Consider the following 14,145-nt stretch of genomic DNA (forward strand, 5'->3'; position numbering starts at 1 on the left):
AAACGTTCCATAAATCCGGAAAATGAAAAAGGCCTTCGTGCGTAAGTGTTTATAAAAATATAGGAAGTAAAAGAAGTCTGTATTCCATAAAGCTGGAATGCAGACTTTCTGTTTATCGATTTATTAAGCTAGCAGTACTTTATGCTTCTGCTTTAATTATTATTGGTACGTTTTTTGCTAATGTAACGTTGGAGGGGGAGATGCAGATGAAAACAATTTATACGTCTTTTGAAGATGCCGTAAAAAATATTCAGGACGGTTCCACGTTGATGGTAGGAGGATTTGGACTGGTGGGTATTCCTGAGAATCTTATTTTGGCTTTGGTGGATTTAGGGGTTAAACACCTTACAGTTATATCAAACAACTGTGGAGTAGATGATTGGGGACTGGGATTACTTCTAAAAAATAAGCAAATAGATAAAATGATCGGTTCCTACGTTGGAGAAAATAAAGAATTTGAACGGCAGGTTCTGGCGGGGGAGCTGGAGGTGGAATTAACGCCTCAGGGTACGCTGGCAGAGCGAATTCGTGCAGGTGGAGCTGGTATTCCTGCATTTTATACACCGGCTGGAGTTGGTACACCAGTTGCGGAAAGTGGAGAAATACGTGTCTTTCATGATAAAGAATATTTGCTGCAGACTGCATTAAAGGCAGATTTCAGTTTAATCAGAGCCGCCGTGGGAGTATGCCGGAAATTTAGTTTACAACAAGACGGCGAGAAATTTTAATCCAATGATGGCTGCTGCGGGAAAAGTAACCATTGCAGAGGTTGAGCAGCTGGTTGAAACAGGTTCTATCAATCCGGATCATGTTCACACGCCGGGAATCTATGTTCAGGGAATTATTAAAGGCAAACAGGAGAAAAGAATTGAACGCCTGATATTTCGGCAGGAAGTGTAAACCAAGTCAAGGAGGATGAAAGATATGGTCAAACAGTTAGAGAAGGCATCAGTCAGAGAAAGAATAGCAAGGAGAGCTGAAAAAGAAATTGAAAGCGATTCCTACGTTAATCTGGGGATTGGAATGCCTACAATGGTTGCCAACTACATTGGGGAAGGAAAACAAGTTGTCCTTCAATCGGAAAATGGACTGCTCGGGATAGGAAAATCGCCTTTAAAAACGGAGGTGGATCCGGATTTGATTAACGCAGGAAAGGAGACCGTCACAGAGCAAACAGGTGCATCCTATTTTAGTAATGCGGAGTCATTTGCAATGATTCGCGGGGAACATTTAAATCTTGCCATTTTAGGAGGCATGGAAGTTTCGGAAACTGGTGATTTGGCAAACTGGATGATTCCCGGAAGAATGATCAAAGGCATGGGAGGCGCAATGGATATTGTGCATGGAGCGAAAAAAATTGTTGTTATTATGGATCATGTCAATAAGCATAATGAGCCAAAGATATTGAAAAAATGCAGTTTGCCATTAACCGGCAAACAGGTAGTTAATCGGATAATTACAAATCGGGCAGTGATTGATGTAGAAGACAGCGGTCTTGTACTTGTTGAAGTAGCAGAAGGATGGACGGCAGAAGAGGTTATCGCATCAACAGAAGCAGAGCTCCGGATCAGTGAGCATTTACAAACAGAAGCTTATTAACAGCTTTGCTTGAAGAGCGAACCGTATATAAAGTGAAACGATATTCATCGCGATTTTTACAGGCCGTTACACTGTGATAATACGAGGGGGATTATAAATGATAGAAAATAAAGTGGTTTTTATAACAGGTGCAGCAAGTGGTATTGGGTATGAAGTTGGTCGTGCATTTGCAAGAAATGGTGCAAAGGTAGCTTTCTCAGATGTGAATGCGGAGAAAGTGATAAAGGCTTCGGAAGATTTAAAGAACGACGGTTATGACTGTATCGGATTGAAATGCGATGTCACCAGTGAAGAAGAACTGGAACAGGCTTTAGACAAAACAAAAGAAAAATATGGGGGAATAGACGTTTTAATTAATAATGCAGGGTTACAGCATGTATCTGCTATTGAAGATTTCTCGACTGAAAAGTTTGAGTTTATGACAAAGGTCATGTTAGTTGCTCCATTTATGGCAACCAAGCTTGTTTTTCCGCTGATGAAAAAGCAAGGCTTTGGGCGAATTATTAATATGGCTTCGATTAATGGACTGATTGGTTTTGCGGGGAAGGCGGCTTATAACAGTGCGAAGCATGGTGTGATTGGTTTAAGTAAGGTAGCTGCTTTAGAAGGAGCAGCAGATGGCATTACGGTGAATGCCATCTGCCCAGGCTACGTCGATACTCCGCTCGTGCGCGGACAGTTTGAGGATTTGGCAAAAAATCGTAATGTGCCGGTTGAAAAAGTATTGGAAGAAGTATTATACCCGCTGGTGCCGCAGAAACGGCTTTTAGAAGTGCAGGAGATTGCGGATTATGCCATGTTCCTGGCCAGTGATAAAGCAAAAGGAATTACCGGGCAAGCAATTGTATTAGATGGCGGCTATACAGCTCAATGATAAAGAAGAGGAGAGAATAAGAAAATGACAAGTATTTATTTGATAGAAGGAGAAAGAACCCCAATTGGAACATTTGTCGGCAAGCTGTAAGGAAGCGATTCACCGCCCTTGTTACACCGGGAAAAGGTAAATGTCAATGGAGGTGCTATCGCTTTGGGCCATCCGATTGGAGCCAGTGGTACGAGAGTGCTCTACACATTGGCAAAAGAATGACAACGAAGCGGGAAGAAATATGGCATCGCCTCTCTTCGCATTGAGGGAGGCAGGGGATAGCGATGGGTTGAAGCTGGATAAGCTGACATGATACATCAAGAATAGGGTCTTCTCTGCTAAGAAAGAGCAGCTAATCTGCGGTAAAAAATAGAGAACGGAGGGGTAGCATGTTTGGGATTATTTTAGGGTTGATCGTGCTTATGGTTCTTGCTTATCTAGGGTGGTCTATCATTTGGGTAGCGCCTATTGCGGCAGGAGTCGTAGCGCTGACAGGGGGGGCTGGATCTTTTAGAGGCATATACAGATACGTATATGAGCGGCTTTGTTAATTTTGCTAAGCAATGGTTCCCTGTGTTTATGCTTGGAGCAGTCTTTGGTAAACTGATGGAAGACACGGGCATGGCGAGGTCCGTTGCGATGGCATTAACAAAAGTAATCGGCACGAAACGAGCTATATTAGGGGTGCTTGTTTCCTGTGCGGTTTTAACTTATGGAGGGGTTAGTTTATTCGTTGTCGTGTTTGCCGTTTATCCATTAGCGCTAAGCTTATTCCAAGAGGCGAATATCAGCAGACGTCTCATTCCTGGTACTGTTGCATTAGGGGCTTTTACATTTACAATGACAGCTATTCCCGGGACTCCTCAAATTCAAAACTTAATTCCAGTCCCGTATTTTAATACGAATTCGATGGCGGCTCCTATTATGGGTATAACAGCAGCAATTATTATGGCTGTCGGGGGTTATGCTTACATGAGATGGAGAGAAAAGCAGCTGACTGCAAAAGGAGAGGGATATACCGAACCAAAAGATAATAAAATCGTGCAGGTAGAAGGGGCAGCACCTCATTTTATATTATCTATATTACCGTTAATCATCGTTGTGGTCACATTAAATATTCTTAAATGGGATATTGTGGTTGCTTTATTATCTGGAATTATCCTGCTGCTTCTATTGAATATAAAGAAATTCAAAGGATTTGTAAGGGCGATTAATGGCGGTGCAGTAGGTTCTGTTACAGCCATTGTCAATACTAGCGCTGCTGTTGGATTCGGTACGGTTGTCCAGGCGGTACCCGGCTTTGATCGGTTAACTGCGCTATTAATGGGAGTGAAAGGAAACCCTCTGATTTCGGAAGCCATTGCAGTAAATGTATTGGCCGGGTCCACAGGTTCTGCTTCCGGCGGGATGGGGATTGCCTTGGAAGCTTTAGGGGAGAGGTATTATGAACTGGCACTCAGTACAGGTGTTGACCCGGAAGCATTCCATCGAATTGCCTCTCTCTCCTCAGGTGGTCTGGATGCTATGCCCCATAATGGAGCGGTTTTAACATTGCTTACCATTACAGGGATGACACATAAAGACAGCTATAAGGATATTTTTGTAGTAGCGGTAGCCATTCCTATTTTGGCAATTGTGGCAGCAATCATTTTGGCGTCTTTGGGCATTTATTAGGATTATGGTTGAACCAATCGGACTGTTACGGTTGTTCGGCTCCCGTCTGGAATTGTTGATTTTCCTCTATTCTTGAAGCGAAGTCTTATAATGGTTACATTGTAATAAAACACTAATCCAACAGCTGAGTTATCATCGCATGCGTATTTTATTTTGAAAAAAAGAGCAGCATGAAATCTCGGCTGATGGAAGTTTTATTCGATAAGTAGTCGTGCTTAAGGAGCAGTATGACAGAATATATTTATAGAAGGAACCGAAACAGTGATTTTGTTGTGGGAATGTATTGGTTGATAATATAGCAGCATACAAGGGGGGGGATTGATTGAAAGTTTTAACGAGATTCTTTGACAGGCTGGTACAAAGGTATTTACCCGATGCTTTTCTATTTGCTATTATTTTAACCATTTTTGTTTACTTATTAGGGGTATTTTTAACAGGCAGCGGTCCAATGGAAATGATAACTTATTGGGGCGGCGGTTTTTGGGATTTGCTTGAATTTGGCATGCAGATGTCACTGGTAGTTGTTACAGGGTATATTTTGGCAAGCACGCCTCTTGTGAAACGGTTTTTAGCCAAGCTTAGCAGAGTAGCGAAAACACCAGAGCAAGCGGTGATGCTCGTGACATTCGTTGCTTTGATTGCTTGTTTAATAAACTATGGCTTTGGACTCGTTGCAGGTGCATTATTTGCAGTTCATGTGGCAAAGCGGGTTCCAGCGGTGGATTATCGAATACTGATAGCCAGTGCATACAGCGGTATGGTTATCTGGCATGGCGGTTTTTCCGGATCCATACCATTGCTTATTGCCACACCGGGTCACTTTCTGGAAGATACCATCGGGTTGATTCTTGTAACAGAAACATTGTTCAGTTCATTTAACCTGTTTATTGTTGTGACACTATTAATTACACTTCCGCTATTTAATCGATATCTATTAAAAGGAGCAGATCCTTTAGGTAAAGTAGATCCTTCATTATGGAAGGAAGAATCAGAAGAGGAGACTGGAGCGGAAGTTCAGCAGCCGGCAACACCTGCAGAAAGGATCGAGAACAGCCAGGTACTGTCTCTTCTGATTGGTTTGATGGGACTTATTTTTGTTGGATATCATTTCGTGACAAATGGATTTGACCTGAACATAAATATTGTCAATTTTATTTTTCTTTTCTTAGGAATTATTCTTCATCGAACACCAAGTCGTTATTTGGAAACGTTAGGGAACGGTGTGAAGAATGCTGGAGGTATTATTGTACAGTTTCCATTCTATGCAGGAATTATGGGCATGATGGTGTCTTCCGGGCTGTCAGATAAAATTTCACTATGGTTTGTTAGTTTCTCAACCGAATATACACTGCCCATCTTTACATTTATCAGTGCGGGTATCGTGAATGCGTTAGTACCTTCGGGCGGTGGACAATGGGCTGTACAAGGTCCTATCATGATACAAGCTGCTCTCGAAATTGGGGCGGATACGGCCAAAACAGCCATGGCAGTTGCTTGGGGAGATGCCTGGACAAATATGATTCAGCCATTTTGGGCTTTGCCTGTACTTGCCATTGCAGGGCTGAAGATTCGAGATATTATGGGGTTCTGTGTTATGATTCTGCTGTTTAGCTTTATTCCGATTGCTGTCGGCTTTCTACTATTATAATAGATGACTATTAAGCGGGACGGTGAATCAGCTGATTCCGCTTATTATTGTTTCATTGCAGGGATACCCGGGTTAGAAAGAGCAAAAAAGCTTCTATTATATAAGGAAATAAAAAAACTTTTAAATTGCTCTTGCAATCGTGATAAATACTATGTATAATAACAAAATGTGCAAACTCATAGATATTACTTATCCGGGGTTGCAATGACCCGATCTTTTTAGTATAATGAGATAGTTGGTCAAATTAATGCGATGATGCGGAAGGTTGTTGGCACACCCGGCCCCTTTGCCATGGCGGAGTGCCGAGGAATTTTCGCGGAGAATGTCTATAATCATATAGGCGAGAAGGAGGGAAAATGATGGCAAAAGAGAAAATCAGAATTCGTTTAAAAGCATACGATCACCGTATTTTAGATCAGTCTGCTGAGAAAATTGTGGAAACTGCAAAGCGTTCCGGTGCAAAAGTATCTGGTCCAATTCCACTACCGACTGAGAAATCTGTTTACACAATTCTACGTGCGGTTCATAAGTACAAAGATTCTCGTGAACAGTTTGAAATGCGTACGCACAAGCGTCTGATCGATATTCTTGAGCCTACACCAAAAACGGTTGATGCGCTTATGCGTTTAGATCTTCCATCTGGTGTAGATATTGAAATTAAATTATAATTTGTTTTAAATACAGGAGGTGTAACGGATGACGAAAGGAATCTTAGGTCGTAAAATCGGCATGACTCAGCTTTTCTCTGAAAATGGAGAACTTGTACCAGTAACAGTTGTTCAAGCTGAGGCGAATGTTGTGTTGCAAAAGAAAACATTAGAAAATGATGGTTACGAAGCGTTGCAAATCGGTTTTGCTGATAAAAAGGAATCACGTACAAACAAAGCGGAAAAAGGTCATGCTGAGAAAGCAGGCACTGCCCCTAAGCGCTACGTTCGTGAAATCCGTGGCGCAGAGGTTGACAACTATGAAGTTGGTCAAGAAATCAACGTTGATATCTTTGAAGCCGGCGAGAAAATTGATGTGACAGGAACATCCAAAGGTAAAGGATTCCAAGGTGCTATTAAGCGTCACAATCAACAACGCGGACCAAAAACACACGGCTCTCATTTCCACAGAGCTCCAGGTGCAATGGGTGCAATTGATGCAATGCGTGTCTTCAAAGGTAAAAAATTACCAGGACATATGGGTTCTGAACAAAAAACAATTCAAAACCTTGAAATAGTTAGTGTAGATGCCGAAAAGAATTTATTACTAATTAAAGGGAATATTCCTGGTGCAAAAAAATCTTACGTGAAAATTACGAGTGCAGTAAAAGGTAACTAATCACACAAACGAAGGGAGGATATGTCATGCCTAAAGTAGCACTTTTAAAACAGGATGGAAGTAATGTTGGAGAGATCGAATTAAATGACGCTGTTTTTGGTATCGAGCCAAACACGCATGTACTTCATGAAGCGGTTGTTATGCAACGCGCATCTTTACGTCAAGGTACGCACGATGTGAAAAATCGTTCTGAAGTTCGTGGCGGAGGCCGCAAACCATGGCGCCAAAAAGGAACTGGCCGTGCACGTCAAGGATCTATCCGTTCACCACAATGGGTTGGCGGTGGAACTGTTTTCGGACCAACTCCACGTAGCTATAGCTACAAATTACCAAAAAAAGTTCGTCGCTTAGCGTTGAAGTCTGCATTATCTTCTAAAGTAAAAGAAGAAGGCTTGTTTGTTTTAGAAGCAATCACAATTGATGCTCCAAAAACAAAAGAAGTTATTAACATCCTAAACGGACTTAAAGTTGAAGAGAAAGCACTAATCGTTCTTTCTGAGAATGATGAAACAGTTGCACGTTCTGCAAACAACTTACAAAACGTGAAGGTATTAACTGTAGAAGAATTAAATATACTTGACTTGCTTACGCATGACAAGCTGATCATCACGAAAGATGCAGCTGAAAAAGCAGGGGAGGTGCTCGCATAATGAAAGATCTACGCGATGTAATTAAACGCCCTGTCATTACAGAGAATTCTGCTGACCTAATGGCAGAGAAAAAATATACTTTTGAAGTAGCGACAAAAGCTAACAAAACTGAAATCAAAGACGCTGTAGAATCAATCTTTGGTGTTAAAGTTGAAAAAGTAAACACAATGAACCTTAAAGGTAAATTTAAGCGAATGGGCCGTTACGGTGGATATCGTTCGGACCGCAAAAAAGCTATCGTTCAATTAACAGAGGATAGCAAAGAGCTCGATTTCTTTGAGGCTTAATAAAACGACTAAATAAAATTTAGATCTAGAAGGAGGGAAAACGATGGCGATTAAAAAGTATAAACCAACCTCAAACGGTAGACGTAACATGTCTGTATCAGATTTTGCAGAGATCACTACAACTACTCCTGAGAAATCCCTTTTAGCTCCATTATCAAAGCGTGGTGGACGTAATAACCAAGGGAGATTAACGGTTCGTCATCAAGGCGGCGGTCATAAGCGCCAATACCGTATTATCGATTTTAAACGCGATAAAGATGGTGTTCCAGGACGCGTTGCTACAATCGAATACGATCCTAACCGTTCAGCGAACATTGCATTAATTAATTATGCTGACGGTGAGAAACGTTATATCCTTGCTCCGAAAAATATAAAAGTAGGGCAAGTTATTGAATCTGGTGAAAATGCAGATATTAAAGTAGGTAACGCATTACCGCTAGGAAGCATTCCAGTAGGTACAGTTATCCACAACATCGAATTAAAACCAGGTCGCGGAGGACAATTAGCTCGTTCTGCTGGTGCAGAAGCTCAAATCCTTGGACGCGAAGATAAATATACACTAGTACGTCTTGCTTCTGGAGAAGTTCGTTTAGTATTAACAACTTGCCGTGCAACAATCGGTCAAGTGGGTAACATTGAACATGAACTTATCCGCGTAGGTAAAGCTGGTCGTTCTCGTTGGAAAGGTATCCGTCCAACTGTTCGTGGTTCTGTAATGAACCCTAATGATCACCCGCATGGTGGTGGTGAAGGACGCGCACCAATCGGACGTAAATCACCAATGTCACCTTGGGGCAAACCAACTCTTGGTTACAAAACGCGTAAACGCAATAAACCATCTGATAAGTATATCGTTCGTAGACGTAAAAAATAAACGGAAAAACGGACGGGCTAAAGCACCCGTCTCTAATCCCCGGAAGGAGGCTTATCCATGGGTCGTAGCTTGAAAAAAGGACCTTTTGCAGATGACCATTTATTGAAGAAAGTTGAAGTGTTAAACGCAGAAGACAAGAAGCAAGTAGTAAAAACTTGGTCTCGTCGTTCTACAATTTTCCCGCAATTCATTGGTCACACAATTGCAGTATATGATGGACGTAAGCATGTACCAGTATATATCACTGAAGATATGGTCGGTCATAAATTAGGTGAATTCGCACCAACACGTACGTATAGAGGACACGCTGGTGACGATAAGAAAACAAAACGCTAATGAGAGGAGGTACTAGGCATGCAAGCTAAAGCCGTTGCGAAATCAGTTCGTATTGCTCCTCGTAAGGTTCGTTTAGTTGTAGATCTAATTCGAGGAAAAAAAGTTGGCGAGGCGATTGCTATTTTGAAACATACTCAACGTGGCGCTTCTCCAGTCGTAGAAAAAGTATTAAATTCTGCAGTTGCTAATGCAGAGCATAATTATGAAATGGATGCAGACAATCTTGTGGTATCTGAAGTTTTTGTTAACGAAGGAGCTACTTTGAAACGTTTCCGTCCACGTGCACAAGGACGTGCAAGCAGAATCAACAAACGTACTAGCCACATCACAGTAGTGGTAACTGAAAAAAAGGAGGGATAGTCAGTGGGTCAAAAAGTTAATCCAACAGGTCTTCGCGTAGGTGTCATTAAAGACTGGGAGTCTAAATGGTACGCTGGTAAAGACTATGCAGACTTACTGCATGAAGATATTAAAATCAGAGAATATCTTGAAGGACGTCTTAAAACGGCTGCTGTTTCTTCTATTGAAATCGAACGTGCAGCAAACCGTGTAAACATTACAATTCACACTGGTAAACCAGGAATGGTAATTGGTAAAGGCGGTTCTGAAGTTGAAGCTTTACGTAAATCTTTAAACAACTTAACTGGCAAACGAGTTCACATTAATATCGTTGAAATCAAAAAAGTAGATATTGATGCAACACTTGTCGCTGATAACATTGCTCGTCAATTAGAAAATCGTATCTCATTCCGTCGTGCTCAAAAGCAAGCTATCCAACGTGCGATGCGTGCTGGAGCAAAAGGAATTAAAACACAAGTATCTGGACGTCTAGGCGGTGCGGATATCGCTCGTGCAGAACATTACAGTGAAGGAACAGTGCCACTTCATACTTTACGTGCTGACATTGACTACGGTACAGCAGAAGCTGATACAACGTATGGTAAATTAGGTGTTAAAGTATGGATCTATCGTGGAGAAGTCCTTCCAACTAAAACCGATAAATAAGGGAGGGGGCTCATTACTATGTTAATGCCTAAACGTGTTAAATATCGTAGACAACATCGTGGTAAAATGAGAGGCCAAGCAAAAGGCGGTACAGCTGTTTCTTTCGGAGAATACGGTTTACAAGCTCTTGAGGCTTCTTGGATTACAAGCCGCCAAATCGAGGCAGCGCGTATTGCAATGACTCGTTACATGAAACGTGGCGGTAAAGTTTGGATCAAAATTTTCCCAGACAAACCATACACTGCAAAGCCTTTAGAAGTTCGAATGGGTTCCGGTAAAGGTGCTCCAGAAGGATGGGTAGCAGTAGTTAAACCAGGTAAAATTATGTTTGAAATCGCAGGCGTATCTGAAGAGGTTGCTCGTGAAGCACTTCGCCTAGCATCTCATAAACTACCTATTAAAACGAAATTCGTAAAACGTGAAGAAATTGGTGGTGAAAGCAATGAAGGCTAAAGAAATTAGAGATTTAACCACTGCCGAAATTGAACAAAATGTAAAAACATTAAAAGAAGAGTTATTTAATTTACGTTTCCAATTAGCTACTGGTCAATTGGAAAACACTGCACGCATCCGTGAAGTACGTAAATCCATTGCTCGTCTTAAAACTGTCGTTCGCCAACGCGAATTACACGCAAATAACTAAGATTCCAGAGGGGAGGTTAACCTCAATGTCTGAACGTAATGATCGTAAAGTTTATACTGGTCGTGTTGTATCCGACAAAATGGATAAAACTATTACAGTTTTAGTTGAAACTTACAAGTTCCATAAACTTTATGGAAAACGTGTTAAGTATTCTAAGAAATTTAAAACACATGATGAGAACAATGTTGCAAAAACAGGCGACATCGTACGTATTATGGAAACTCGCCCGCTATCAGCTACCAAACGTTTCCGTTTAGTAGAAGTAGTCGAAGAAGCGGTAATTATTTAATAAAGTTCGCTCGGAAGGTATCCGAAGGGAGGTCACAGTGTTATGATTCAACAAGAAACTCGTTTGAAAGTTGCAGATAACTCTGGTGCTCGTGAAGTATTAACCATTAAAGTATTAGGCGGTTCCGGTCGTAAAACTGCCAACATTGGTGATGTAATTGTTTGTACTGTGAAACAAGCAACACCAGGGGGCGTTGTCAAAAAAGGCGACGTTGTTAAAGCAGTAATTGTACGTTCAAAATCTGGTGCACGTCGTAAAGATGGTTCTTACATCCGTTTTGATGAAAATGCTGCCGTAATTATTCGTGATGATAAAAGTCCAAGAGGAACACGTATCTTCGGACCAGTTGCACGTGAATTACGTGATGCTCAATTCATGAAAATCGTATCTCTAGCTCCAGAAGTTCTATAATAAGAAATTTCCTCATCAAGGAGGTGCGTAAAGCATGCATGTAAAAAAAGGTGATAAAGTCAAAGTGTTATCCGGTAAAGACCGCGGTAAAGAAGGCACTGTATTAGAAGCATTTCCAAAGAAAGAGCGCGTATTAGTAGAAGGCGTGAACATGATTCAAAAACATGCGAAACCTTCTCAAGACAACCCACAAGGTGGAATCTTGAATATCGAAGCTCCAATTCATGTTTCTAATGTATTGCCAATCGATCCGAAGTCCGGAGAACCAACTCGTGTTGGCTATGAAGTAAGAGATGGTAAAAAAATCCGTATTGCTAAAAAATCCGGTGAAGCATTAGATAAATAAGTTTTTCTGTGAAAGGAGGGCTAACGCATGAACGAATTAAAACAAAAATACCAAGATGAAATTGCATCATCTTTAATGAATAAATTCAATTATGATTCTGTAATGGAAGTACCTAAAATCGAGAAAATCGTGATCAACATGGGTGTTGGTGACGCGGTTCAAAACTCAAAGGCATTAGACAGTGCTGTTGAAGAATTAGCTTTAATTTCTGGTCAAAAACCATTAATCACTCGTGCTAAGAAATCAATCGCAGGTTTCCGTCTTCGTGAAGGAATGCCAATTGGTGCAAAGGTTACTCTACGTGGAGAACGCATGTATGAGTTCCTACAAAAGCTAGTTGCTGTATCTCTTCCACGTGTACGTGACTTCCGCGGGATTTCTAAAAAGGCATTTGATGGTCGTGGAAACTACACTTTAGGTGTAAAAGAACAGTTGATTTTCCCAGAAATTAATTACGATAAAGTAAGTAAAGTTCGTGGAATGGATATTGTTATTGTAACGACTTCCAACACTGACGAAGAAGCTCGTGAACTTTTAGCTGGACTGGGCATGCCTTTCCAAAAGTAAGCTAAAAGCTAATACAAGGAGGGAAAATTTTGGCTAAAAAATCTATGATAGCGAAACAAAAGCGCCCGCAAAAATATAAAGTACAAGAATATACACGTTGCGAACGCTGTGGTCGCCCGCATTCAGTAATTCGTAAATTTAAACTTTGCCGTATTTGTTTCCGTGAACTTGCCTATAAAGGTCAAATTCCTGGTGTCAAAAAAGCAAGTTGGTAATCCCCGATTCGGGAAGGAGGTAATTAGTAATGGTTATGACAGATCCAATTGCAGATATGCTTACTCGCATTCGTAATGCGAACATGGTTAAACATGAACAATTAGAGCTTCCTGCTTCTAAAATTAAAAAAGAGATCGCTGATATCCTGAAACGCGAAGGCTTTGTAAAGGATTATGAGCTAGTTGAAGACAACAAGCAAGGTATATTACGTATCTTCTTAAAATACAGCGCAAACGAAGAAAGAGTTATTACAGGAATTAAACGTATCAGTAAACCAGGTTTACGCGTATATGCTAAAGCTGATGAAGTACCACGTGTATTGAATGGTCTTGGCATTGCTATCGTATCAACTTCTAATGGAGTGCTTTCTGATAAGGAAGCTCGTTCTCAAGCAGTTGGTGGCGAAGTACTAGCGTACGTTTGGTAAGAACTTATTTTTATAAGAGGAGGTGCAAGGAATGTCTCGTGTCGGACTTAAGCCTGTAGAAATTCCAGAAGGTGTAGAGTTGAAATTCAACGGAACTACACTAACGGTCAAAGGACCAAAAGGTGAATTAACAAGAGATTTTCACCCAGATATTAAAATCAATGTTGAAGGTAATATTTTAACTGTAGAGCGCCCAAGCGATCACAAAGATCACCGTGCCCTACATGGTACTACCCGCAGCTTAATCAATAACATGGTAGTTGGTGTAAGCAAAGGTTTTGAAAAATCATTGGAAATCAACGGTGTTGGTTACCGTGCTCAAAAGCAAGGGAACAAAACTGTTATTAACGCTGGTTATTCACATCCTGTTGAAATTGACCCAATTGACGGTATTGAAATCGAAGTACCTAAAAACACACAAGTTGTTGTAAAAGGTATTGATAAAGAATTAGTAGGTGCAGTTGCTGCTAATATCCGAGCAATCCGCCCGCCAGAGCCTTACAAAGGTAAAGGTATTAAATATGCGGATGAATATGTACGTCGTAAAGAAGGTAAAACTGCTAAGTAAGTTGTTAGCTTGAGAAAGGAGTGACCCAGATGATCACAAAGCCTGACAAAAATGTTATTCGTAAAAAGCGTCACAACCGTGTGCGCCGAACATTATCAGGAACTACAGAACGTCCACGTTTAAATGTGTATCGTTCTAACAAAAACATTTATGCTCAATTGATTGATGATGTAAATGCTGTTACCCTAGCAAGTGCTTCTACAATGGATAAAGAACTTGGAATCAGCGGAAGTAATACGGAAGCTGCTAAACAAGTGGGGGCAGCTATTGCGAAACGTGCAATTGACAAAGGATATAAATCCGTAGTATTTGATCGTGGTGGTTATTTATATCATGGACGTATCAAAGCTTTAGCAGAGGCAGCTCGTGAGGAAGGCCTTGAATTTTAAGAGTAAAAGGAGGTAACCATCTATA

At 41.0% G+C, this 14,145-nt stretch carries 21 protein-coding genes and 3 pseudogenes; all 24 read left to right on the forward strand.

Annotated features, from left to right (window positions below; all coding sequences use genetic code 11):
* Positions 1-206 precede the first annotated feature (206 nt).
* A pseudogene (locus tag KI343_RS07485) lies at positions 207-900 on the forward strand (CoA transferase subunit A).
* 24 nt (positions 901-924) lie between these two features.
* Positions 925-1,599, forward strand: coding sequence for a 3-oxoacid CoA-transferase subunit B (locus tag KI343_RS07490; protein WP_212925810.1), 675 nt, complete (start codon positions 925-927; stop codon positions 1,597-1,599).
* A 97-nt stretch (positions 1,600-1,696) separates the two neighbouring features.
* Complete coding sequence (locus tag KI343_RS07495; protein WP_212925811.1) at positions 1,697-2,473, forward strand: 3-hydroxybutyrate dehydrogenase; 777 nt, start codon at positions 1,697-1,699, stop codon at positions 2,471-2,473.
* Positions 2,474-2,584: 111 nt separating this feature from the next.
* A pseudogene (locus KI343_RS07500) lies at positions 2,585-2,683 on the forward strand (hypothetical protein); the annotation flags it as partial.
* Between the two features lie 170 nt (positions 2,684-2,853).
* Positions 2,854-4,138, forward strand: a pseudogene (locus KI343_RS07505) (GntP family permease).
* Between the two features lie 322 nt (positions 4,139-4,460).
* Positions 4,461-5,786 carry a short-chain fatty acid transporter gene (locus KI343_RS07510; RefSeq protein ID WP_212925812.1) on the forward strand — a complete coding sequence of 442 codons (1,326 nt, stop codon included), beginning with the start codon at positions 4,461-4,463 and terminating at the stop codon, positions 5,784-5,786.
* 359 nt (positions 5,787-6,145) lie between these two features.
* On the forward strand, positions 6,146-6,454 hold the full coding sequence (gene rpsJ / locus KI343_RS07515; RefSeq protein ID WP_152657755.1) for a 30S ribosomal protein S10: 309 nt from the start codon (positions 6,146-6,148) through the stop codon (positions 6,452-6,454).
* 28 nt (positions 6,455-6,482) lie between these two features.
* Positions 6,483-7,112 (forward strand): 50S ribosomal protein L3, encoded by a 630-nt coding sequence (gene rplC / locus KI343_RS07520; protein ID WP_212925813.1) that lies wholly within the window; start codon positions 6,483-6,485, stop codon positions 7,110-7,112.
* Positions 7,113-7,138: 26 nt separating this feature from the next.
* Positions 7,139-7,762 (forward strand): 50S ribosomal protein L4, encoded by a 624-nt coding sequence (gene rplD, locus KI343_RS07525; RefSeq protein WP_212925814.1) that lies wholly within the window; start codon positions 7,139-7,141, stop codon positions 7,760-7,762.
* Complete coding sequence (gene rplW, locus KI343_RS07530) at positions 7,762-8,049, forward strand: 50S ribosomal protein L23 (protein ID WP_212925815.1); 288 nt, start codon at positions 7,762-7,764, stop codon at positions 8,047-8,049. The genes rplD and rplW overlap by 1 nt, the downstream gene beginning before the upstream one ends.
* 43 nt (positions 8,050-8,092) lie before the next feature.
* On the forward strand, positions 8,093-8,923 hold the full coding sequence (gene rplB, locus KI343_RS07535) for a 50S ribosomal protein L2 (RefSeq protein WP_212925816.1): 831 nt from the start codon (positions 8,093-8,095) through the stop codon (positions 8,921-8,923).
* A gap of 57 nt (positions 8,924-8,980) precedes the next feature.
* Complete coding sequence (rpsS, locus tag KI343_RS07540) at positions 8,981-9,259, forward strand: 30S ribosomal protein S19 (protein WP_212925817.1); 279 nt, start codon at positions 8,981-8,983, stop codon at positions 9,257-9,259.
* 18 nt (positions 9,260-9,277) lie between these two features.
* A complete protein-coding gene (rplV, locus tag KI343_RS07545; RefSeq protein ID WP_212925818.1) occupies positions 9,278-9,619 on the forward strand; it encodes a 50S ribosomal protein L22 in 342 nt (113 codons plus the stop codon).
* A gap of 3 nt (positions 9,620-9,622) precedes the next feature.
* On the forward strand, positions 9,623-10,264 hold the full coding sequence (rpsC, locus tag KI343_RS07550) for a 30S ribosomal protein S3 (protein WP_152657748.1): 642 nt from the start codon (positions 9,623-9,625) through the stop codon (positions 10,262-10,264).
* An 18-nt stretch (positions 10,265-10,282) separates the two neighbouring features.
* A complete protein-coding gene (gene rplP, locus KI343_RS07555) occupies positions 10,283-10,717 on the forward strand; it encodes a 50S ribosomal protein L16 (protein WP_212925819.1) in 435 nt (144 codons plus the stop codon).
* Positions 10,707-10,907 carry a 50S ribosomal protein L29 gene (rpmC, locus tag KI343_RS07560; protein WP_212925820.1) on the forward strand — a complete coding sequence of 67 codons (201 nt, stop codon included), beginning with the start codon at positions 10,707-10,709 and terminating at the stop codon, positions 10,905-10,907. Before rplP ends, rpmC begins: the two co-directional genes overlap by 11 nt.
* A gap of 25 nt (positions 10,908-10,932) precedes the next feature.
* Entirely contained in the window at positions 10,933-11,196 is a 264-nt protein-coding gene (gene rpsQ, locus KI343_RS07565; protein ID WP_077605113.1) for a 30S ribosomal protein S17, read from the forward strand.
* Positions 11,197-11,238: 42 nt separating this feature from the next.
* Positions 11,239-11,607, forward strand: a complete 369-nt coding sequence (gene rplN / locus KI343_RS07570) for a 50S ribosomal protein L14 (RefSeq protein WP_077605112.1) — start codon at positions 11,239-11,241, stop codon at positions 11,605-11,607.
* A 34-nt stretch (positions 11,608-11,641) separates the two neighbouring features.
* Complete coding sequence (gene rplX / locus KI343_RS07575; RefSeq protein ID WP_212925821.1) at positions 11,642-11,953, forward strand: 50S ribosomal protein L24; 312 nt, start codon at positions 11,642-11,644, stop codon at positions 11,951-11,953.
* 27 nt (positions 11,954-11,980) lie between these two features.
* Entirely contained in the window at positions 11,981-12,520 is a 540-nt protein-coding gene (rplE, locus tag KI343_RS07580; RefSeq protein WP_212925822.1) for a 50S ribosomal protein L5, read from the forward strand.
* Between the two features lie 29 nt (positions 12,521-12,549).
* On the forward strand, positions 12,550-12,735 hold the full coding sequence (locus KI343_RS07585) for a type Z 30S ribosomal protein S14 (protein WP_010652082.1): 186 nt from the start codon (positions 12,550-12,552) through the stop codon (positions 12,733-12,735).
* Between the two features lie 29 nt (positions 12,736-12,764).
* On the forward strand, positions 12,765-13,163 hold the full coding sequence (gene rpsH / locus KI343_RS07590) for a 30S ribosomal protein S8 (RefSeq protein WP_212925823.1): 399 nt from the start codon (positions 12,765-12,767) through the stop codon (positions 13,161-13,163).
* Between the two features lie 31 nt (positions 13,164-13,194).
* Complete coding sequence (gene rplF / locus KI343_RS07595) at positions 13,195-13,731, forward strand: 50S ribosomal protein L6 (protein WP_212925824.1); 537 nt, start codon at positions 13,195-13,197, stop codon at positions 13,729-13,731.
* A 29-nt stretch (positions 13,732-13,760) separates the two neighbouring features.
* Entirely contained in the window at positions 13,761-14,120 is a 360-nt protein-coding gene (gene rplR, locus KI343_RS07600) for a 50S ribosomal protein L18 (protein WP_212925825.1), read from the forward strand.
* Positions 14,121-14,145 lie beyond the last annotated feature (25 nt).

It is taken from the genome of Oceanobacillus sp. J11TS1, assembly GCF_018333215.1.
Lineage (GTDB): Bacteria > Bacillota > Bacilli > Bacillales > Amphibacillaceae > Oceanobacillus.